The 20865-nt window shown below is 53.1% G+C and carries 23 protein-coding genes and 4 tRNA genes; 23 read left to right on the top strand and 4 right to left on the bottom strand.

The genetic code is table 11. The features are described from left to right. Genes mnhG through DPEP_RS12270 form a run of 12 tightly spaced genes read left to right on the top strand, consistent with a single transcriptional unit; the run spans position 1 to position 7593 of the window. The gene (mnhG, locus tag DPEP_RS12325; protein WP_005662538.1) at positions 1 to 381 is read left to right on the top strand and encodes a monovalent cation/H(+) antiporter subunit G; all 381 of its coding nucleotides are present in this window, start codon (positions 1 to 3) and stop codon (positions 379 to 381) included. Next, complete coding sequence (locus DPEP_RS12320) at positions 378 to 635, top strand: Na(+)/H(+) antiporter subunit B (RefSeq protein ID WP_005662535.1); 258 nt, start codon at positions 378 to 380, stop codon at positions 633 to 635. Before mnhG ends, DPEP_RS12320 begins: the two co-directional genes overlap by 4 nt. Then, positions 632 to 901: a hydrogen gas-evolving membrane-bound hydrogenase subunit E gene (mbhE, locus tag DPEP_RS12315; RefSeq protein WP_005662533.1), complete on the top strand. Its 270-nt coding sequence runs from the start codon at positions 632 to 634 to the stop codon at positions 899 to 901. The genes DPEP_RS12320 and mbhE overlap by 4 nt, the downstream gene beginning before the upstream one ends. Next, positions 902 to 1390 (top strand): MnhB domain-containing protein, encoded by a 489-nt coding sequence (locus DPEP_RS12310; RefSeq protein ID WP_005662531.1) that lies wholly within the window; start codon positions 902 to 904, stop codon positions 1388 to 1390. Continuing rightward, on the top strand, positions 1380 to 1727 hold the full coding sequence (locus tag DPEP_RS12305) for a sodium:proton antiporter (protein WP_040382680.1): 348 nt from the start codon (positions 1380 to 1382) through the stop codon (positions 1725 to 1727). The genes DPEP_RS12310 and DPEP_RS12305 overlap by 11 nt, the downstream gene beginning before the upstream one ends. Further along, positions 1724 to 3289 carry a proton-conducting transporter transmembrane domain-containing protein gene (locus DPEP_RS12300; protein WP_005662528.1) on the top strand — a complete coding sequence of 522 codons (1566 nt, stop codon included), beginning with the start codon at positions 1724 to 1726 and terminating at the stop codon, positions 3287 to 3289. The genes DPEP_RS12305 and DPEP_RS12300 overlap by 4 nt, the downstream gene beginning before the upstream one ends. After that, positions 3289 to 3624: a membrane-bound hydrogenase complex subunit MbhI gene (gene mbhI / locus DPEP_RS12295; protein ID WP_005662526.1), complete on the top strand. Its 336-nt coding sequence runs from the start codon at positions 3289 to 3291 to the stop codon at positions 3622 to 3624. The genes DPEP_RS12300 and mbhI overlap by 1 nt, the downstream gene beginning before the upstream one ends. A gap of 11 nt (positions 3625 to 3635) precedes the next feature. Further along, positions 3636 to 4091 carry an NADH-quinone oxidoreductase subunit B family protein gene (locus DPEP_RS12290; protein WP_005662525.1) on the top strand — a complete coding sequence of 152 codons (456 nt, stop codon included), beginning with the start codon at positions 3636 to 3638 and terminating at the stop codon, positions 4089 to 4091. Further along, on the top strand, positions 4084 to 4644 hold the full coding sequence (locus DPEP_RS12285) for an NADH-quinone oxidoreductase subunit C (RefSeq protein WP_156775134.1): 561 nt from the start codon (positions 4084 to 4086) through the stop codon (positions 4642 to 4644). The genes DPEP_RS12290 and DPEP_RS12285 overlap by 8 nt, the downstream gene beginning before the upstream one ends. Positions 4645 to 4654: 10 nt before the next feature. Then, a complete protein-coding gene (locus DPEP_RS12280; protein ID WP_005662523.1) occupies positions 4655 to 5896 on the top strand; it encodes a hydrogenase large subunit in 1242 nt (413 codons plus the stop codon). Then, a complete protein-coding gene (locus tag DPEP_RS12275) occupies positions 5893 to 6891 on the top strand; it encodes a respiratory chain complex I subunit 1 family protein (protein WP_005662522.1) in 999 nt (332 codons plus the stop codon). Before DPEP_RS12280 ends, DPEP_RS12275 begins: the two co-directional genes overlap by 4 nt. Before the next feature lie 12 nt (positions 6892 to 6903). After that, complete coding sequence (locus DPEP_RS12270) at positions 6904 to 7593, top strand: 4Fe-4S binding protein (protein WP_005662521.1); 690 nt, start codon at positions 6904 to 6906, stop codon at positions 7591 to 7593. A gap of 100 nt (positions 7594 to 7693) precedes the next feature. Here DPEP_RS12270 and gltX read toward each other — a convergent pair whose 3' ends face one another. Then, on the bottom strand, positions 7694 to 9028 hold the full coding sequence (gene gltX / locus DPEP_RS12265) for a glutamate--tRNA ligase (protein ID WP_005662520.1): 1335 nt from the start codon (positions 9026 to 9028) through the stop codon (positions 7694 to 7696). Positions 9029 to 9119: 91 nt separating this feature from the next. Between gltX and DPEP_RS12260 the strand changes: the two genes are divergently transcribed. From DPEP_RS12260 to recQ, 5 genes are all read left to right on the top strand, one after another. Continuing rightward, entirely contained in the window at positions 9120 to 11684 is a 2565-nt protein-coding gene (locus DPEP_RS12260) for a DNA polymerase (protein ID WP_005662519.1), read from the top strand. 91 nt (positions 11685 to 11775) lie between these two features. Continuing rightward, positions 11776 to 12828, top strand: a complete 1053-nt coding sequence (locus DPEP_RS12255; RefSeq protein WP_005662518.1) for a peptidylprolyl isomerase — start codon at positions 11776 to 11778, stop codon at positions 12826 to 12828. 57 nt (positions 12829 to 12885) lie between these two features. After that, positions 12886 to 12974 (top strand) — tRNA-Ser (locus DPEP_RS12250). A gap of 9 nt (positions 12975 to 12983) precedes the next feature. Then, positions 12984 to 13060 (top strand) — tRNA-Arg (locus DPEP_RS12245). A 65-nt stretch (positions 13061 to 13125) separates the two neighbouring features. After that, the gene (gene recQ, locus DPEP_RS12240; RefSeq protein ID WP_005662517.1) at positions 13126 to 14937 is read left to right on the top strand and encodes a DNA helicase RecQ; all 1812 of its coding nucleotides are present in this window, start codon (positions 13126 to 13128) and stop codon (positions 14935 to 14937) included. Between the two features lie 58 nt (positions 14938 to 14995). Here recQ and DPEP_RS12235 read toward each other — a convergent pair. The 3 genes from DPEP_RS12235 to DPEP_RS12225 form a co-directional block, all read right to left on the bottom strand. Then, positions 14996 to 15086 (bottom strand) — tRNA-Ser (locus DPEP_RS12235). A 55-nt stretch (positions 15087 to 15141) separates the two neighbouring features. After that, entirely contained in the window at positions 15142 to 15630 is a 489-nt protein-coding gene (tadA, locus tag DPEP_RS12230) for a tRNA adenosine(34) deaminase TadA (RefSeq protein WP_005662516.1), read from the bottom strand. Beyond that, positions 15627 to 16709: an outer membrane protein assembly factor BamB family protein gene (locus tag DPEP_RS12225; protein WP_005662515.1), complete on the bottom strand. Its 1083-nt coding sequence runs from the start codon at positions 16707 to 16709 to the stop codon at positions 15627 to 15629. Before DPEP_RS12225 ends, tadA begins: the two co-directional genes overlap by 4 nt. 83 nt (positions 16710 to 16792) lie before the next feature. Here DPEP_RS12225 and DPEP_RS12220 point away from each other — a divergent pair, with 83 nt between their 5' ends. The 6 genes from DPEP_RS12220 (at position 16793) to DPEP_RS12195 (ending at position 20828) form a co-directional block, all read left to right on the top strand. Next, positions 16793 to 17815 (top strand): hypothetical protein, encoded by a 1023-nt coding sequence (locus tag DPEP_RS12220; RefSeq protein WP_005662514.1) that lies wholly within the window; start codon positions 16793 to 16795, stop codon positions 17813 to 17815. Further along, the gene (locus DPEP_RS12215; RefSeq protein WP_198003089.1) at positions 17802 to 18509 is read left to right on the top strand and encodes a PDZ domain-containing protein; all 708 of its coding nucleotides are present in this window, start codon (positions 17802 to 17804) and stop codon (positions 18507 to 18509) included. Before DPEP_RS12220 ends, DPEP_RS12215 begins: the two co-directional genes overlap by 14 nt. After that, positions 18509 to 19210: a hypothetical protein gene (locus tag DPEP_RS12210; RefSeq protein WP_040382675.1), complete on the top strand. Its 702-nt coding sequence runs from the start codon at positions 18509 to 18511 to the stop codon at positions 19208 to 19210. The genes DPEP_RS12215 and DPEP_RS12210 overlap by 1 nt, the downstream gene beginning before the upstream one ends. A gap of 12 nt (positions 19211 to 19222) precedes the next feature. Next, positions 19223 to 19579, top strand: a complete 357-nt coding sequence (locus DPEP_RS12205; RefSeq protein ID WP_005662509.1) for a hypothetical protein — start codon at positions 19223 to 19225, stop codon at positions 19577 to 19579. A 96-nt stretch (positions 19580 to 19675) separates the two neighbouring features. Beyond that, entirely contained in the window at positions 19676 to 20704 is a 1029-nt protein-coding gene (locus DPEP_RS12200; protein ID WP_005662507.1) for a GGDEF domain-containing response regulator, read from the top strand. Between the two features lie 36 nt (positions 20705 to 20740). Continuing rightward, a tRNA-Ser gene (locus DPEP_RS12195) sits at positions 20741 to 20828 on the top strand. The last annotated feature ends 37 nt before the right edge of the window (positions 20829 to 20865 follow it).

The raw sequence follows: 20865 nt of genomic DNA, 5'->3' as shown, positions 1-20865 counted from the left end.
ATGATCTACGTATTTTCCGTGCTGTTCCTTCTGCTGGGGATGTTGGTCAATACCCTGGGGACCATCTCTCTCTTCCGTTTTCCCGATGTCTACACGAGGATGCACGGTTCCACCAAGTGCACGACGTTCGGGACCATATCGCTCTCCCTCGGTGTGATAGTCTATGCCATTATCCGCCGATTCCAGACGGGAGAGGTCCGTTTTTCCGTCCTGGCTTTGCACACCGTGATAGTTGTGGCAGCGTTGCTTATAAGCAACGCTACTGGAGCTCACGTTTTGGCGAGGGCTGCTCACAGGAGCAAGGCTTTCCCGAAAAACGCGGTGGTAGACAGTTTGGCCGAGAGGGACGAGAGGCTTCTCAAGGAGGGATTTAGACGATGACTTCATTTCACGTCTTCAATCTTATCTTGCTCCTGGTGACCGGCTTTTACGCCGTGTGGTTCAGAGATCTTCTGTATTCTGTCGTAAGTCTGGGAGCTTTCAGCCTTCTTATGGCTCTGGAGTTCTACATCCTCCAAGCTCCCGATGTGGCTATTGCCGAGGCCAGCATAGGAGCTGCCCTGGACACTGCGATTTTCGTGATCGCCCTGTTCGGAGTCGGCCGTCTCCGTAAGAACAGGGGGGGACGTAGATGAAGTTGAAGGCCTTATTTATCGCCGCCACCTTGGTGCTGGGGGGGATTCTTCTCTCCGGCCTGGATGCGGTACATCCTTTCGGTGTTCCCGGGGACGTGGCTATGGACGAGTATTTTCTGGATCATGCCATGGAGGAGAGATCTTCCGAGAACGTCGTGACCTCCATCGTGTTCGACTATCGTGGTTTCGACACCCTCGGAGAGTCGGCGGTGCTTTTTACGGCCCTTTGTTCCGTGGTGATGCTTTTTAGAAAGGGGAGGAAGTAAATGCGTAAACCTCTTTCTCTCGTCGCACGTACGGTCTGTGACCTCTTCGCCTGGTTCCTTATAATTTTCGGTGTCTATGTCATCATCCACGGTGACGTGACCCCCGGCGGAGGTTTCCAGGGGGGAGCTATCGTGGGCTCCTTTATGGCTCTTCTCCTGGTCGCTCACGGAGGGGACAGGGTTTTAGAGTGGGTTAAGACCTCCATTTACTGGATAATGCTCTTCGTAGGGTTGATGATGTTCATCGGTTTCGGGCTTAGAGGTATCCCCGAGGGAGCTTTCTTCTACAACTTCCTGGCGGTTCCGCACGATGTGGCGAAGACGATGGCCCACGGGCTGATCCCCTTCTCCGGTACGATAGGCGTGATGGATATCGCCGTCGGTATCGAGGTCGCCGGTGGACTTACCGTGATCATCCTGTCCATGTTCCGCGGTATCGTCCTGCACGATTTTGCCGATTCTCGAAAGGAGACTGGTCATGATGGCTAACCTGCCTTTTGTCGTGGTAGGTCTGCTTTTCCTGATGGGGCTTATCGCTATCATCGCGGAGAACAACCTTTTCAAGATCGCCATAGGGGTTGGCGTGATGGAGTCCGCTGCCAATATGTTCCTGGTAGTTCTGGGATACAGGCTGAAAGGGGATATACCGGTCAAATTCTTACCCGGCCCCGTCGATGTCTACGTTTTGCCCACTCCGCAGGCTCTGACCCTGACCGCCATAGTTATAGCTTTGGCGACGTCGGCTTTGATGCTATCTCTGATAGTCATGCTCTATCGTCATTATGGTACATTGGACGTCAGAGAGATCAGGAGGTTGAGAGGATGAGTTGGTCTGTACATCTGCCCGCTCTCATGCTGGCGGTTCCCCTTTTCGGGGCTTTCTCGACCCCGATAGTAGCTTTAGGCGGCCGTAGGGCCAGGATGATCTGGTCGGTTTTGATCTCCTCGGTTCTTCTCGTCCTCTCTTTCTGTCTGCTTCAATACGTGGCGACCGAGGGCACGGCGGTCTACGTCATGGGCGGCAAGGCCTGGAACCTTACCTTGCCCTCCGGGATGGCCTATCCTGTTAGGATAATTCTGGAGGTCGACTCGTTCAACTCTTTCATCGCCGTCATAGGGTGTTTCGCCTCCCTGGCGGGGGTGCTGTTCGGCCTTCGTTTTCTCGATAGGTTTTCCGGAAAAGTCTGGTATTCCTCCCTGTATTTCCTGCTTACCGCTGGTATGCTCGGACTGATACTCACCGGAGATCTGTTCAACTTTTTCGTGTTTCTCGAGATAGCCTCGGTCTCCTCGTTCGGCCTTATAGCCTATTGGAGAGATAGACCGGAATCCATAGAGGCGTCCTTCAAGTATATGCTGGTCTCTCAGGTCGCTGCCATGATGGTGTTGCTGGCCATCGGTTTCCTTTATGGCAGGTATAACCTGCTGAACATGGCGGCTGTCGGAAAGGTTATACAGTTCGGCTTGGCGGAGAAGGTAGCTCTCGTGTTCATGATAACGGCGTTGGCCATGAAGTGCGGGGCTTTCCCCATGCATATGTGGATGCCCGATGCCTACGCAGAGGCTCCCGCATCAGTCACTGTTCTTCTCGTAGTGGTGAGCCAGGCCTCCCTGGTGGGGCTGTGTAGGATAGTCTTTTCCGTCTTCGGATCCGCCATAGTAGGGGACGTTGTGCCCTGGGCTCTCATAACATTGGGAATGATCTCCATGTTCTTCGGCGTCTCCATGGCGGTGGTCCAACACGAGGTCAAGAGACTTATGGGGTATCATTCGGTCTCTCAGGTGGGCTATATGCTCATGGCTTTCGGCGTAGGACTTCTAGCTATGGGAGATCCCCGACAGATGGCCGATTTCGGAATGACCTCAATGAAGGGCGGCATCTTCCACATGGTCAACTACGTGACCTATAAGGGCTTGCTCTTTCTGGTTGCCGGCGCTCTCTACTATGTGACGGGAACCAGGGATCTGGACAAGATGGGCGGTCTGGCCAAGAGGATGCCCTTTACGACCTTCATGTTCGTGATCGCCGCTGCAGCGATCTCCGGAATACCTCCTTTCAACGGTTTCGTCTCGAAGCTGTTGATCTACGAATCGTCCTTTGCGGTTCATCCCGCTCTGTCCGTGGTGGCTCTGGTAACCTCTATTCTCACCCTGGCCAGTTTCGTAAAGGTGTTCCAGACGGCGTTCCTCGGGCCGGAGAAGAAGGAGTTCTCGAAGGTCAAAGAGGTTCCCGCGTCGATGGTGCTGGGCATGGCCGTTCTTACCGTCGTAATATTGGGGCTGTCTCTTTTCCCGACCTGGGTAGTCTCCCATCTGGTGGAGCCCGCCGCTACTGCGTTGGTGGATAAGGGAGCCTATATCGGCGCCGTCTTGGGAGGTGGAATCTGATGTTCGGAAGTCTTTTCACCGGTTTCGGCTATTGGGATTTCGGTAGCTGGCTACTGTTTTTCATACTGGCAGGGGCCATGACCACCTGGCTTCGTTCTCAAGGACGTCAGGACTACAAGAAGGGAACCGAGCAGGACCAGATCTATTTTTCCGGAAACGAACTTCCCGATTCAGAGGAGATAACGGTTCCGGCCAGCTCTTCCTACTGGGGGTTTCGAAAGGCTCTGAAACCCTATTACGATAAGCTGGTGGCCTTCCATTCAGGTCAGACGGTGACCTACGTCGGTTGGTTTCTCGTCACCACTGCTCTGTTGATGGTTCTGGTCATCCTATAGGAGGGACTTAAATGAAGCTGGATACTATGCTGCAGGTTTTGCCGAAGTCCCTGTGGGTTTTCTCGACCAACACGGGATCCTGTAACGGGTGCGATATAGAGATAGTCTCCACCGTATCGCCCAGGTACGATATAGAGCGTTTCGGAATGAAGCTTACCGGGACGCCTCGTCACGCCGACGTCCTTTTGGTTACCGGTCCTGTGACCCGTTTCATGAAGGAAAAGCTGGAGCGCATATACGCTCAGATACCGGATCCGAAGGTAGTCATAGCTGTCGGGAACTGCGCCTGTTCCGGGGACGTCTACTTCAAGTCCTACAATTTGGTAGGGCCGGTGGACAGGATCATACCGGTGGACGTTTACGTCCACGGTTGCCCTCCCAGACCGGAGGCTATTATAGAGGGAGCTGCCAAGGCGGTCTTGAAGCTGGAGGCCAAGAGGGCGGAGCTCAGAAAGGCTGGTGCTTGATCCTATGGACTGCTTTATAGACAGGGAAAAGGTGGTAAAAACTCCACAGGAGCTGGCTGAGCATCTCCAAAGCGTTTTCGGAGACGACCTGTCCTACGTGGATCTGAGGGGTTTTTCCGAGGGAAGCTCCGGCGAGGTTACCAGTCACCATCTATGGATGACCATCGGCAAGAGTCGCCTTCTGGATTTTGTGGACGAATTGGGAAAATTCGATTTTCCGAACTTTCACGTGGTCTCCGGAGACGACGAGGGCGATCATATCTCCCTTTACTATCACTTCGACCTTTACAGAGCCGTAGAGAGGGGCGTCAGCCTTCACGTTACCGTATGCGTTCATGTGCCGAAAGACGATCTCACTGTGGATTCGCTTTTCAGCCGTATTCCGGGGGTCGAGTACAGCGAGAGGGAGATTCAGGAGATGTTTGGTGTGGACCACATCGGTCTTCCCAACAAGGCCCTCGTCTTCTTGCCCGATGATTGGAACAGGGAAGTCTTCCCATGGCGCAGGGACGAGACGGCTCCGGGCGAAGACCTGGTAGAGGATCTCTCCTAGGAGGGCTACTATGAGCGAGACTAAAACCTATAAGCTTCCCATCGGTCCGGTTCACGTAGGGCTGAAAGAGCCCATCACCGCGTGGCTGGATATCGAGGGAGAACACATAAAAGACGCGGTAATTCGTCCAGGAGCCATCCACCGAGGGGTGGAGTTCATGGCCAGGGAGAGAAACCCGATACAGGTGATATACCTGGCCGAGAGGGTCTGCGGTATCTGTTCCTTCAGCCACGCCATAGCTTTCGTTAAGGCCGTGGAGGATGCCGCCCAGATAGAGGTTCCGATCAGAGCCCAGTACATAAGGTCCATGGTTCTCGAACTGGAGAGGATTCATTCTCATATACTCTGGTCCGGGGTGGCTTGTTACACCATCGGGTTCGACAGCGCCTTCCATCTAGGGATGATGTTGAGAGAGAAGGTCATGGACGTTCTCGAGGCCCTTTCGGGGAACAGGGTAAACTATGCCGTCACCACCGTGGGCGGAGTCCGTTGGGACGTTACTCCGGCGGTGGTGAGAACGGTAATGGATATGATCCATTACTACAGAAACGAGTTCGCCTCCTTCTATGAGGCGGCGATAAACGATCCGGTGGTAAAGGCCCGTCTCAGAGACGTCGGGGTTCTTACCACCGAGCAGGCGATAAAATACTGCGCTTTGGGACCTACCTCCCGAGGTAGCGGAGTCCGGGCCGACGTCCGTTGGTCCGCGCCATACGATGCTTACTGCGATATCCACGTCGAGCCGGTCGTGCCTCAGGATTACACCGGTGAGGTGCATGGTGACGTCTACGATCGCTTCCTCGTTAGGGTGTACGAGGTCCTTCAGTCGTTGGATATCCTGGAGAAGATAATGGAGGGGCTTCCCGAGGGTTCTATAACCTTTGAGCCCAAGGTCAACAAGCTTCTCACCGTTCTCAAAAAGGCGGAAGGTGTCGGATACGGTTGTATCGAGGCTCCCAGGGGCGACGATACCCATGCGGTCGGTTTGAAGGCTCAGCAGGAGAACGTTCAGTGGTGGAAGGTGAGGGCTCCTACCTACAGCAATGCAGTGTCCTGGCCTCTGATGTTCAAGGATAACGAGCTGGCCGATGCTCCGTTGATTATCAACAGTATCGATCCCTGTATCTCCTGTATGGAGAGGATGGTCCTTTCCGACACGAGCTCCGGTACGAAGTCCGTAGTGACCAAAGCCGACCTGCTGAAGCTCTGCCGAGAGAAGACTGATAAGACGAGGAGGCTGATGGGAGCATGATACTCGGTCTTATTATGCGGGTGATCGCGGGGATCGCCCTGATGCTTCTCATAACCGTTTTCGCGGTGCTTTTCGAGGGAGTTGACAGAAAACTTCACGCCGTCATGCAGCGTCGTATCGGCCCGCCTCTGCTTCAGCCCGTATACGACATACTGAAGCTTTTGGGTAAGGAGAATATCGTTCCCCGTTGGGCGACCCCGGTCTTCTTCCACGGTGGTCCCTGGGTGGCGATGATCGCCAGTATGATGGTCTTCATGTACATCCCGATGGGCTCTCTTCCACCGGTGCTCAACGGTAGCGGCGATCTCATTCTGATCCTCTATCTGCTCAGCCTTTCTGGGGTAGCCGTGGCGGTAGGAGGTTTCGCCAGTGGTTCTCCCATAGCTAACGTAGGAGCTCAGAGAGAGATGATTCTCATGATGAGCTACGAGGTCCCACTGGCGATAGTCGTTTCTACACTGGCTTGGTTCGCCTATAAACTGGGGATGCCGGGACATCCCTTCTCCCTGGAGACCTACGTAGCGACCTCTGTCTGGTCCGTGGTGGGCAAGGCAGGCTTTCTCGGGTTGATATGTCTGTTTGTAGCTATTCTCACGGTTATACCGGGAGAAACCGGTAAGGGGCTCATGGATATTCCGGAGGCCAAGACGGAGATACTGGAAGGTGTCACGGTGGAGTATTCCGGGGTAAACCTGGCTCTACTTCATATAGGTTTCAACCTGAGAGGAGCCGCTATATCCGCGCTGGTCGTAAGCCTGTTCTTCCCCTTCTCCTTGGGTAAGGCTATAGGCCTTTCCGGAGTGCCGATGGCCATAATCGATTTCCCGTGGTTCTGGGTAAAGGTGTTTCTCGTCGAGGTTTTCGGCGTGACCTTCCTTAGGACCGCTTTCGGACGTCTGAAGATATGGCAGGCATCCCATTTTTATTGGGCTCAGGTTGGGGCTCTCTCGCTGGCCGGGATGATCCTCATTTCCGTGGACGTTTTACTGCATTAGGGGGGTGAGATCATGCTGAACGCCATGTCGGTACAGATACTGCGACATCTTTTCAAGAAGGCCTTCACCAACCCCTATCCGGTCTCTCATATGCCAGACGATCTGACCGGAGTCTTGGAGGCTGCCTCCAAGGGAGAGATCGACCTGAACGAGCCGGTCGAAACCTGGGGACGTTTCAGAGGCAAGGTCGGTTACGACAGAGAGAAGTGCATAGGTTGTGGAATGTGCATGAAGGTCTGTCCGGCGAACGCCATAGAGAGGGCTCCGGAGGATCCGAAAAAAATAATCGTTCACAACGACAGGTGCTGTTTCTGTGCCCAGTGCAACGATATCTGTCCGGTCGATGCTCTGACTATGACCTGCGATTTCGCCATATCCACCTATGAGAGAAAGTCCAACGTGACCTTGGATACCGGTAAGGCCGATCGTAAACCCTTCCAGAGCGAGTGGACCTACAGAAAGGGTGAGGTTCCCGATGAGGTCGAAGATCCTAAGGCCCAACCTAAGAAGGTATACCGTGTCAGGGAAGAAGACTGTGTCGGCTGTACAATTTGCGCAAAGGCCTGTCCCGTAGGTGCCATAGAGGGCAAGGTAAAGGAGAAGCATGTCATAGATCCGGAGAAATGCGTGGGATGTGGGGTGTGTGCCTCCAAATGTCCCAAGGGAGCGATCGAAGAGGATGAGTACACCCCCGAGGGGTAGTTTCGTCCTCGATCGGTTGAGATCGATTTAGATCTAAAAGAGAGAGGGAACCGATTTTATAATCGGCTCCCTCTCTCTTTTACGTTCGTATCTCCGGATATTACAGGAATCCGTAGTGGGACAACCTGCGCTTGATCTCCTCTTTGCCCATGAACTCGGCTAGCTCGAAGATCCCCGGGCTTACCTTGTGTCCCGTTATGGCGAACCTCATAGGCATGGCGACGTCCTTCAACTTGACCCCTTTTTCCTTGGTCCAGTCTCTTGCGAAGGCCTCCATGGCCGATGCCGTCCAGGTGTCCAGTTTCATCATATCGGAGAAAAAATCCTGGAGGGTCTTTCTGGTTTCGTCGGAGACCTCTCCGTCGTATCTTTTCGTCACAGGAGCGAAATCGAGGAAGTAGTCGGTGAACTCCGCCAGGTCCTTGACGGTCCTGCCCCTGCCTCCCATGAGATCGAAGGCCTTTTCCATATAGCTCTCGTCTATGGAGGAAAGGTCTATGCCTGCCTCCTCCCAAAAAGGAGCCAGCATCTCGATTTTCTTTGCGGTTGGGAGGGCGTGGAGATGGCCCTGGTTGACGTAGTTGAGTTTATCCATGTCGAAAACCGAGGGTTTCCTGTTGACGTCCTTAAGGTCGAACTCGTCTATGGCCAGATCTCTGTCGAAGATCTCTCTGTCTCCGGATGGAGCCCATCCCAACAGGGCCAGGAAGTTGAACACCGAGTCTGGCATATAGCCCATGTCCCTGTATTCGTAGACGCTGGTTGCCCCATGGCGTTTGGATAGTTTTTTCTTGTCCTTTCCGAGTATCATCGGGAGATGGGCGAAGGTAGGCAATTCCCAGCCCAATGCCTTGTATAGGAGCACCTGCTTGGGAGTATTGGATATATGGTCCTCGCCCCTTATTACGTGGGTAATGCCCATAGTGTGGTCGTCCACTACGACGGCGTAGTTGTAGGTCGGCATTCCGTCGCTCTTTATCAGGACGATGTCCTTCATCTGACCGGTCCTGCCGTCCTTCAGCGAGTCGCTGACCACGTCGATTGATCCGTACACCACGTCCTCGAAGCCGATGTCCTCTCCCAGGGGGACCTTGAAGATGACAGCCTCGCCGTCTTTGTAGGCCAGCCCTCTCTCCAACAGTTCGTCGGCGTATTTTCTGTAAAGATGAAGCCTTTCGGTCTGGCGGTATGGGCCGAAATCTCCTCCGATATCGGGCCCCTCGTCCCAATCGAGGTTCATCCACTTCATTCCGGCCATGATGGTATCCTCGTATTCCTTGGTGGAGCGAACCTGGTCGGTGTCCTCGATCCTCAGAATGAATTTTCCTCCCATGTGTCGGGCCCAGAGCCAGTTGAACAATGCTGTATGAGCCCCACCGATATGAAGAGCCCCGGTCGGACTGGGGGCGAATCGGACTCTTACGGTTTTAGACATATTCCGTTCCTCCCTGTTTATCGTTTGCTTGGTACAATTGATGGCGTCAAAAAGATATTATACCTTAAACATGTGAAAGAGGAGGAGAGATATGACCGAAGGACCTATTATGTTTGTGGACGGACACGGCCTTGCCTTCAGGGCCTTTTACGCCATTCCCGAACTGACCGCTCCGGATGGAACTCCGACCAACGCCTTGGTCGGGTTTTTCAACATGCTTTCCAAGATCAAAAAAGAGTGGGCTCCCCAGTCTCTCTCGGTGGTTTTCGACGCTCCTGGGAAGACCTTCCGTCACGAGATGTTCGAAGAATACAAAAAGGGGAGAAAACCCACCCCGGAGGAGTTCAAGGTACAGCTTCCGATATTGAAGAAAATGCTGGGGCTTTTGGGCATCCCGGTGATATGTCGTCCCGGCGTCGAGGCCGACGACGTCATAGGCGCCGTTTCCAGAGAATACGCGTATAAGGGTACCCCCGTTCTGGTGGTCACGTCCGATAAGGACATGCTTCAGATACTGGACGAGGGGATAACGGTGATAAGACCGGGCAAGGGGATTTCCTCCTTCAACCGGTGGGACGCCGAGACCTTTCAGGGAGAATATGGTTTCCCTCCCGCCAGGATGGCCGACTATCTGGCTTTGGTCGGAGATAGCGTGGACAACGTACCGGGCGTGCCTGGCATAGGCGACAAGACCGCTCGAAGGCTGCTCGGGAAATACGGAGACCTGGAGGGGATATTGGCCCATACGGCGGATCTGACCGCCGGTCAGAGAAAAAAGCTGGAGGAAAACGCAGATCTGGCAAGGAAATCCCTTATCTTGACGACCTTGAGCGTCGATGGGGCTCCGGACGATGTCGACCTGGTGTGCGGAGTTCCCGATTCGGACGGCTTCATCGCTCTCTGTCGGGAGCTGGGTATGAGCTCTCTGGAGAGATCGATGGGAGACCTTATCTGTGGAGAAACGAGTTTTTCCGGAGACTCCTCGGTAGAGAAAGAAGCACAGTCTCTCTCTTTGGTGGAGCTTAAATCGGTTGAGCTGGACGAGCTTCTGATGTGCGACGAGCTTGCCTTTCACGGCAAGTGGACCGGAGAGTATCCCATGTCGCTCGTGGCCGATCCTCTGGTGGTGTGCTCTAAAGACGGGCGGTTCTGGTCCGGTAGCGAGATGCCCTTCGAGTTATCTTCCTGGCTGGAGAGGGGGTCGGTGATTACCTCGGATTACAAGAGATTGCTGGTCGCCATGGGAGTTCCTTCGGATTATTCCAGAGTCTGGGATCTCAGGAGTGTCGATTATCTGCTCCATCCAGACAAAGCCTCTCACGATATGCCGTCGGTTATGGGCGACGATTGTCCCGAATCCACGGAGGAACGGGCGATGGCGTTATGGCGTCTTCGAGACGATCTATCTCAAACAATTGAGTCCAGAGGGCTCTCCGAGGTCTTGTACGGTATAGATATGCCCTTGGTCCCAGTCCTGGTATCGATGGAAAAATCCGGCATAAAGCTGGAAGAACCTGTTCTTCAAGATGTCATATCGGATCTGAAAGAACGTCTGGAACGGATAGTGGAGGAGATAACCTCCGCTGCCGGAGAATCGATAAACCTCAATTCTCCCAAGCAGGTCGGATGCCTTCTCTTCGAGAAGCTAGGCCTTCCTCCTGTGAAGAAGACGAAGACCGGATACTCTACGGACGTCACGGTGTTGGAGCAGCTGGCGGAACTTCCGGAGCCTCACAACGCCGTTCCGTCCATGCTGCTGGAGCATAGAGCCCTCTCAAAGATGTCCAGCGGTTTCGCTCTGCCTCTGATGAGCTCCGTCTGTGGGGACGGTATCATACGCAGTACCTTCGAGAGCGATACCACCGGTACAGGCAGGCTCAGCAGCAGGGATCCCAACCTACAGAATCTGCCGGCATATGGAGAATGGTCCGATAGGATAAAAAGTTCTCTGATCCCGAGGGAGAAGGGGAGATGTTTCGTCGCAGCCGATTACTCTCAGGTGGAGTTGAGGGTTTTGGCCCATATATCGGGAGAAAAGAGGTTGGCCGACATATTCCGCTCCGGCAGGGATATCCACACAGAGACGGCATCCATGGTCTTCGGGGTGGACAGCTCTATGGTTACCAAAGAGCTGCGACGTTCCGCCAAGATGGTGACCTTCGGACTTCTCTACGGCATGAGTGCCTTCGGTTTAGCCAAGAGATTAGGGGTAGGGCGGTCCGAGGCGGACAGGATAATGTCCCGTTATTTTGCGGCCCTTCCCGGCGTAGAGGCCTACGTGACTAAGAGTGCCGACGAGGCGATCGCCAAGGGCTACACCGAGACCTTATTCGGAAGGATAAGGCCTCTTGAGGAGGTCGTCACCGGCAACACCAGGGATCGGGGACATATCAGGAGGGTGGCGATAAATTCTCCGATACAGGGTACCGCCGCTGACCTGGCGAAAAAGGCCATGATAGCCGTTTCCAGGTCTTTTGCGGAGGATCCGGATGTGTCTATGGTCCTTCAGGTACATGACTCTATAGTCTGTGAATGTCCCGAGGAGCGATCGGAGGAGGTCCTTGCCGAGCTTCAGGAGATCATGAAAAACGTGGCATCTCTGGCGGTCCCGTTGGAGACTGAGGGTAAAATAGGTTTCTCCCTGGCGGAGGTATAATATAGCGTATGATCGATAACCTTGCTGTGATACAATATCTATCTGTAGGTATCGTGCAAAAAGCGATCATGAAAGGGGAAGATTTACGTTGATGTTGAGGACGCTTCGTACACAGGTGAAATGGATTCTCGTCTTTTTCCTGCTGTGTTTTGTTTTGGCTATCCCCCTGATGTACGGGGTAGGCGGAGGTAAGAGTAGCCGTAGTAGCAACGAGGATTATGCGGTGGCCGAGATAGACGGCAAGAAACTGATGAGAAGTCAGCTACTTAGGTCCGTACAGGACTACGTAGAGAGGGCCGGAATAAAGGACGTTACGTCTACCGATCTTCCCATGATAAGACAGATGGTTCTCGATCAAATGGTGGTCCAGGAGGCCCTTCTCAAGGAGGTTAAGGCTTTAGGCATCACCCCGTCCAAGGAGGAACTGGATCAGGCCGTGTCGGGCATAGAGGATCAGTTTCCGACGAAAGAGGCTTTTATGCAGTACCTTCAGGAAACGGGCATAACGATGAACGATCTCAGAGAACAGCTTAAAACCCAACTTTCTCAGCAGATGCTTCTGGAGGAGGCTTCAGCCGCCGCCAAAGTAAACGACGAGGAGCTTCAGGCCCTCTACGATAGCGTAAAGGACTTCGTCTTTACCGTTCCTGAAGGGTTCGAGGTACTTGCGGCCGAGTTCAGCAGCCAAGAGGCTGCGAATAAGGCTTACGAGGAGCTTTCGTCCGGGACATCCTGGGACGTGGTTTTGGAGGAATTCTCCTCCTCGGACATCACAGGATCTACCGGGTCCGAAAAGCCTGCGTTCCTAAAGAAGGACTCTCTGCCGGAGAATCTGGCTTTTATCGCCTCTATGGACGACGGTCAGTACGCTGAGCCGGTGGAGGTCGCCAGCGACGATTTTATAGTCGTTTACAGAAAGTCCGCCAAGGACAGAGAGGTTACCTCCTTCGAGGACGCCAAAGAGCAGCTTCAGTCTATGGTGTTGAACCAGAAGAGACAGGAGCTCCAGAGAACTTTCCTGGACGAGATATCTGAAAAAGTGGATGTCAAGATACTTGATCCGGAGATCTTCCCTGCCGAGGAAGAATCTGTAGAGGTCATCTCCGAGGATAATGCGAGTGAGGATCAAGAGTCAGAAGAATAAATTCTCGGATCGACTTGACAGAAACCTCTCCCGTATGTAGAATATGCTGCGTTGCGTGGAGAGATGGCCGAGTGGTCGAAGGCGCGCGCCTGCTAAGTGCGTGATCCGATTCGGATCCGAGGGTTCGAATCCCTCTCTCTCCGCCACTAAAGTGTGCGCCGGTAGCTCAGCTGGATAGAGCGTCTGGCTACGGACCAGAAGGTCGTGGGTTCGAATCCTGCCCGGCGCGCCATAGCATTTCTGAAGCGAGATCCCGAGGGATCTCGCTTTTTTTGTAGTCAGGAGATGATTTGATTGATGGACGAGACTCCTCGTGGGTTGTTAAAGCGCCTTTTCGGGTACGACGAATTCCGTCTGAATCAAGGAGACGCCATAGACCACGTCATGGGTGGAGGGGATTGCCTTGTCCTTATGCCCACCGGAGGAGGGAAGTCCCTGTGCTATCAGATACCGGCCATCCTACGTCCCGGAATAGGCGTCGTGATCTCTCCGCTAATAGCCTTGATGCACGATCAGGTAAACGGGCTCGTCCAGAGCGGCGTGAGGGCTGCCTACATGAATTCCACTATGAACTACGAGGAGTTCGTGCAGGTCTCCCGGGCCGCCATGAGAGGGGAACTGGACCTTCTTTACGTGGCCCCCGAAAGGGCGATGAAACCGAGCTTTATGGATTTTCTCTCCAGGATCTCCCTGTCCGTGATAGCTATAGACGAAGCTCACTGCGTATCCCAATGGGGGCACGATTTTCGCCCCGAGTACCTTCGGCTAGGAGAGCTGGGTAGGGCTTTCCCGGAAGTCCCCAGGATAGCGGTCACAGCTACGGCGGACGAACTCACAAGAAAAGAGATCCTTTCGCGGCTCGACCTGAACGGAGGTAAAGTCTTCGTCTCCGGCTTCGACAGGCCGAACATCCGCTATCAGGTAGTCATGAAGGAAAAACCAAAAAAACAGCTGCTTGATTTTCTCAGGAGAAGCCATCGTAACGACTCTGGCATCGTCTACTGTATGACCAGGCGAAAAACCGAGTCGATAGCCCAGTGGCTTCGGGATAACGGAATTAAAGCTCTGTCCTATCACGGTGGTATGGGGGCGGAGGAACGAAGGACGGTCCAGGAAAGGTTTCAGGACGAGGAGGCGGTCGTGGTGGTCGCCACCATCGCCTTCGGAATGGGCATAGACAAACCCGACGTTCGTTTCGTAGCTCATCTGGACATGCCTAAGAGCCTGGCAGCCTACTATCAGGAAACGGGAAGGGCTGGCAGAGACGGCCTGCCCGCCGATGCCTGGATGACCTACGGTATGGCCGATGTAACGGGGCAACTCAAGCTGATAGAGATGTCCGAAGGAGACGAAAGATACAAGAGGATCAGTCGACAGAATCTGGAGATCATGTTGGGTTATTGTGAGACCACCGGCTGTCGTCGCCGCTCCCTGCTTTCTTTCTTTGGGGATAGCTGCGACGTTCCCTGTGGGAACTGCGACACCTGTCTGAACCCCGTGAAGACCTGGGATGGCACGGTTCAGGCTCAAAAGGCTCTATCCTGTGTCTATCGAACGGGGCAGATCTACGGAACAGGACACCTCATAGACGTGCTTCTGGGCAGGGGAACCAAGAAGGTTCTGGAAGCCGGACACGATCAAGTATCCACCTTCGGAATAGGCGGTGAGCTGAACGAAAGACAATGGCGTTCGGTCTACAGACAGCTGTTGGCCATGGGAGTCCTATCGGTGGTCCCTGACGGTTACGGAGGACTTCGTCTTTGCGGCGATAGCTGGCCGGTTCTTCGTGGAGAAAGGCGCCTTTCCTTCCGGGTAGACGAGGTTAAGACATCTGATAAAAACAGCAGATCGAGTACGTCAGAGGTATCTACCAAAGGCTCCTCGGAATTCGACGGTAATCCTCTGTGGGAGGCATTGAGGGCGAAGAGACTGGAGTTGGCCAGAGAGCACGGTGTTCCAGCCTATGTTATATTTCACGACGCTACCCTGCGCCAGATGTTGGAGTTACGACCGAATTCGTTGGATGAGATCGGCTGTCTTCAGGGAGTGGGAGTCAAAAAACTCGACCTTTACGGACCGGATTTTCTGGAGGTATTGGAGCGTTTTTGATCGATATACAAAAGCCCTTCCAAAAAAGAAGGGCTTTTCAATATATTTAGTTAAAAAGTGGCGGAGGAGGTGGGATTTGAACCCACGGAGGAGCAGAGCCCCTCACTTGATTTCGAGTCAAGCGCCTTCGACCGCTCGGCCACTCCTCCTCGACAGAAAGCAATTATACCTATCGGAGCCTCTTTTTGCAAGGGGAGCTAGTTTTTAGGGGGCTCCTGGAGACGGGTTTCTCTCTTTCCGTCTTTTCTTTCGACATTCGGAGAAGAAGTCTCGTAACATATTCCTGCATCTGTCCTCCTCGATGCCTTTTATGACCTCGCACCTGTGGTTCAGCCTGGTGTCCCTGGTTATGTCGTACAGGGTTCCGCTTGCTCCGGCTTTTGGATCGGTGCAACCGTAGACAACCTTGGCTATCCTCGACTGAACGATAGCTCCGGCGCACATCGGACAGGGTTCGAGAGTTACGTATATCTCGCACCCCGAGAGGTTCCAACTTCCCCTTGCTTTCGCTGCCTGTCTTATGGCGACTATCTCCGCATGAGCGGTGGGATCGTGGTCGATCCTCCTCAGGTTTCTGCCTCTCCCGATCACATCGTTTTTGTAAACGACCACGGCACCTACGGGGATGTCTCCCTCCGAGGCGGCTTTTTTCGCCTCTTCTATGGCTAAATCCATAAAATTCTTGTTTTTCATCGCCTTTCCTTTATCGAGTAGATCGATCCGTCCATGGTGCCTATGAAAATATTCCCTTGGGAGATCACGGGATCGGAGACCAGGTTAGACCCTAGATCCAGTGACCAAATTTCCTCTCCGGTACTTCCGTTAAAACAGTGGAGTTTACCGTTCTGTTCTGGGACATATACCCTGTTTTGAGAGCCCACCGGAGAAGCCACGATCCCTCCCTCCATCTTGATGGACCATAGGGGTGAGCCATTTTCGGTCCCTATGCAGTAGAAGGTTCCGGAGGATGTCCCTAGATAGGCCTTTTTTTCCGATAAAACTATGTCGGTGGTAGCTGCTCCGTCGGCTTTGAAGCTCCACAGGGGAGTAACTCCCTTTACCCTTATGGCGTGCAGTACTCCGTCCCATCCGCAGTAGTAGACAACTCCGTTGGAGTAGGCTGGCGTGGCGTCGATAGGGCCTCCCGAAGATCCACCCCATGTCCTTTTCCCCGAATCCAGGCTTAACGCATGAAATATGCCAGCGTGGTCGCCTATGTAGACAAAGGGAGGAGCTATCAATGGGGAGGATAGAATTTCTCTGGAGGCCTTGAAACTCCACATTTCCTCTCCCGTTTGGGAGTCCATTCGAACGACCTTTCCCTCCAGATTGGCCGCTACGAGAGAGTCTCCCAACAGGGCCAAAGAGGAGTTTATTCCTCCTGACGCCAGATTGTCCGGAGCGTCTGCCAGATTTTTACTCCAGTAGGTGGTGCCGTTTACGGTCGACAGACAGTATACTATCCCCGATCCGGATCCCACGTAAAGCCTGTCTTTCGTGACTGCCGGCGCTCCGTAAAGCAGTACGTCGAAAGCCCTCTGCCATTGAAGTTTACCGGTTTTCCCGTCCAGGCAATAGAGATTGCCGCTTCCGTCGGAGAAGAACAGTCTTTCTCCGTCCGCCGCCAAATCTCCGGTTATACCGTGGAGCGCTTTATAGTGCCAGGATATGTTCTTCGATAGGGTCTTATCGGTAATGGGCCTTTCGGCCCATGCAAGAGACGCCGATAGGATCATAAACAGGCTGTAAAAAAGTGCGAAAAACCCTTTCATCTAGATCACCTCTTCAACTTTTTTGGGCTACAATATCACTATATCATTACCGAGACATCCATGTAGCAAGGGAGGTGGATCCCATGTCGGAAAGGGGCTCGGAAAACGAAAATCAGGAACCCGCAGTGGCCGATGGTAAAGGCAAGATAAAGGCTTTTTTCTCGAGGTTGATTTCTATAACTCTATCTCCACTTAAGGTGATTCTGTCGGTTAAAAACAGGAGCACCGTGTTCGTTCTTGCCATGATAGTATCGACTTTGGGCGGCGTTGGATGGATATTATACGACAGTTGGAGAGAGAAAAACTCTCAACCTGTCGGATGTGTGGATCAGAATGCCATGATGGCAGTGGGTGGTCTGGGAAAGGACGAGCCTTTTCTGGTCTATGTATCCGAGCGACGACGACTGGAGGATGTCTCCGCCGATTTCTACTCTCTTTTCCCTGGGTATCCTGTGGACTCCATGGCCGTCGTGTTCTCTCCCGACCGAGAAAGGGAGGTGGGGTTTTCTTCCGCAGTTTTCTGTCTGGATTGGTTCGACCTAGATCCGAACGTCAGGAAAAAACTGGTGGAAATACAGAGAGGGAAATCGAAGGATCCTTCTTTTCTGTTTGGACAAAACCCCGTCGGAATCTCTCCAGACGGAAAAATCGACGATATTCCGGTTTTTAAGGCGGCCTTCTCGTCTCTAGAGGTTCTTTTCGTCTCCTTCGGGAACGCTCTGCTGCTCTCCAGAGACAGGAACTCCATGATTGAGTCTTTAAAAGCCTTAATTCACGCCATGACGAGATTGTCCTGGGATGAGGGTGGCGGTGGTCGGATAGTGCGTTCCTTTGTCGAGGGTGACAGACGATACAGATTGTATCTCTACTCGTCTTCGAAAGATCTTTACAGCGTTCTTCCAAGAAGAACCCATCAGAGCCTGTCGGTGGATCTTTTGTTGGATATGGCGATGGGGCAGGTCGCCTCATCCAGCTCTTCCGATGAGATACTGTCGTGGCTTATTCGAAAGGACGGTGCCGGTGTCGATGATATTACCTTTGCTACGGACCCGATTCTTTATCCTAGCCTTTCTCGTGTCGACCTTGCCCTGCGTGGCGACAGCTGAGGGAGGGGTCCTGTCTGGGATCTCGTTTTCTACAATCAACGGAACCGTGGTGGCCGAGGAGGTAGACCCCCTACGTGTCGCCGAGGATGGCGGTATCGTCGATGGAGATCGGATCATCTCCGTCGATGGACAAGACGTCTCGCTGGCGGAAGATCTGGATTCGTACGTGGAAGAAAGACTGGCCGATGGACGTTCGATTATACTGGAGGTGGAGGGATCGGGAAACAGAAGGTTGGCTTGGGTTCGTCTACCCAAGATCTCCAAGGCCGACGCCCGGTTTTTGGATGTCTATATGCAGATCAGAGGACACTGGAACGATATGCTCTCCGTCTGGGATTCTGCTTGCTCCCTCTACTACGACGTCAGGTCTGGAGCTGAGGACAAGGCTCTTTTCAGGTCCTCGGTGTTGAAAGAGACAGGAGAACTTCAACGTTTGAGGACCGTTTTAATAGAGACAAAGGTCCCCTCCCTTCCCGGTCCTTTCTGGGCTGAGCTTTCAAGGGCCAAGGAATTTATGGAATGGACCGCCTTTGCCATGGACGAGGCCATTCAGAACATGGCTTCGGAGGTGGAGAATAGGAATTCTGTTAGACGTCGGATGGATTCGGTCAAGTGGGGCCGTTCCGCCGCGGAGAGACATCTTTCTCTCGCATTTAGGGAATCTGGAATGGTAATGGAAAGGAGCTTTTTATGATGGTTAAAAAAATTCTCTTGTCTTTGTTGTCGGGGCTTTTGATCTTTGCCGCATCTTCCGGTTCCGCTGCCACCTACATAGCGGAACCAGTCCTTGTAACCCAGCCGGTCTATGATGGAATGAGTTTCTACGTATACCGTCCGTACAATATGCCCGCCGGGTGGTTCGTGACCTACGACGGATATCCCGTTTCTCGAGGAAACGGAGGCAACTGGGTTTACGGTGTACCTCGAAACGACGGAACTTTGGTACATACCGGCTATGTTGTCGGTTCGGTCGTTCCCTTTCAGCAGGCCAACTTGACCCCTGTAGTTACGGTTTCCGCAAACAATGGGGTCATGACTTCCGGTGCCATGCCTCCCACTCCTAGGTGGCTGGCGGACGATAATTTTCTAATAGTTACAAGATGGCATAGAATGGTCGATCGTCTGGCCGTTTTACACAAGCCAAAAATTCCCTTGGCTTGGAAGGGAGATCGTCCTGAGGTCCTATACGGGTGGACGGGAAAAAGCTGGTATCAGATGATCTGCAAGGACGGAGAATCGCCGGCGGAGACCCTGAAACGTCATGTATACGAACTTACCAGGATGAGCAAGCAGAACGGTTCTAGATGGAACGACGGAGATACCTCTATATTGGCCGCCCATGCTCCGGTTTGGGGCTTCCTTTGGATGGGGCGAATTTCGCCGATAAATCTCTAGGAAGTGATCGTTGTGACCCGTGGATTTCTCGCGTTGTTACTATCGTTTTTTCTGGTGTCGAACGCCGATGCCATGATGGGCAACGCCCCTGCCCTGCTGGCCCATCCCGACTACGATAACGACTATGTCGTTCCACTTCAGGTTCAGGAGGGGTATTATCTCACCAAAGACGGATATGCGGTGATCCGAACTCCCGAAGGGAACTGGGCCTATCTGAACGTGGTCCCGGTTTGTGTGTTCGGTGGCGGCTTGTCCGTGGTACAGTTTCCTGTTTCCTTTGTCGAACAGGCTAATCCGGAGGTTTTTGCTCCGTCCGGAAATGGACACATGGGGATGGAACCGTCCCACTATACCTACGAACTGCCCTGATTAGGCTCTTTGTAGTATAACGACCGCACATTTTGTTGTATAATTCAAAAAGTGCGGTCGTGTCGTCGCCGTCACCTATATGATGGAGGTGTTGAGATGGGGTTGTTAGGTCTTAACGAAGATGCTAGCGATGTAGTCAGAATCCTGATAGCCAACGATTCCAGACTTGAAAAACGCATCCTCTTCGACGGAATAGGTCGCTTTTTTCCCGATAGATCTCGTATCATCTTAGAAAGCTGCTCCAGAGGCGACGATGCTTTGGACTACATCTTTAAAGAAAGCCCCGATATGGTCTTTCTAGACTGGGTTTTGCCGGGGATCGAAGGGCCCGAGATATGTCGTTCCGTAAGGGAAAAGGAGGGAGGCGACGATTCCGGTTACTGTTACATAGTGATGACCACCTCGATGGACGATAGAAGCTCCATCGCTCACGGTCTTTCATCCGGTGCGGACGATTTCATCACTAAACCTTTCCATTCCGAGGACATAGAAGCGAGGATTACCGTAGGACTTCGTCTCGTGGAAGCCTATCGAAAAGTCTTGAGACAGAAGGAAGCCATAGATAGGATGTCCAGGACGGATGAGTTGACAGGTATCTTCAACAGACGTTATGTTTTATCATATTTAGAGAAGAGCCTTGACAGGGCTCAGAGAGAAAACCGCCCTCTTTCTATCTGCCTGTGCGACGTGGATTTTTTCAAACACATCAACGATAACTATGGGCATCAGGCAGGGGATTTCGTGCTGAGGAAACTGGGGTACTTTATGGAGACTTTCTTGGAAAAGCAAGGCGTAGCCGGCAGATATGGTGGCGACGAGTTTTTATTCGTTTTGCCCGAAGCGGATGAAGCGGAGGCCAAGGAGATAGTGTGCTCTCTGTATGAAAGGATACTCTCTGCACATTTCGTCTTCAACGGCAAGGAACTTCCGATTTCCCTCTCCTGTGGGCTTTCCTTCGTTCTCTCTCCTATGGAACACGGGATGTGGAATTCCTCCAACTTGATAAAGATGGCGGACGACGCTCTTTACGAGGCAAAACGCAGGGGTAAAAACAGGATCTGCTTCTATCGCGACGAAGGAATGGAGGAATTTTTCTCCGAACGAAGCTATCAGGATCTTGCCTGATAGGACAAAACGTGTTAGAATTCCCTTCGTTGATCTGGAGGGGTGTCCGAGTGGTCGAAGGTGCTTGCTTGGAGAGCAGGTGTACCGCAAGGTACCGTGGGTTCGAATCCCACCCTCTCCGCCAGATGATTAAGCCGTCGTGCTTGGCACGGCGGCTTTTT

It is taken from the genome of Dethiosulfovibrio peptidovorans DSM 11002, from assembly GCF_000172975.1.
Taxonomy (GTDB): domain Bacteria; phylum Synergistota; class Synergistia; order Synergistales; family Dethiosulfovibrionaceae; genus Dethiosulfovibrio; species Dethiosulfovibrio peptidovorans.
Note: the sequence above shows the minus strand (reverse complement) of the source record. Positions and strands in the feature narration are given on the sequence as shown.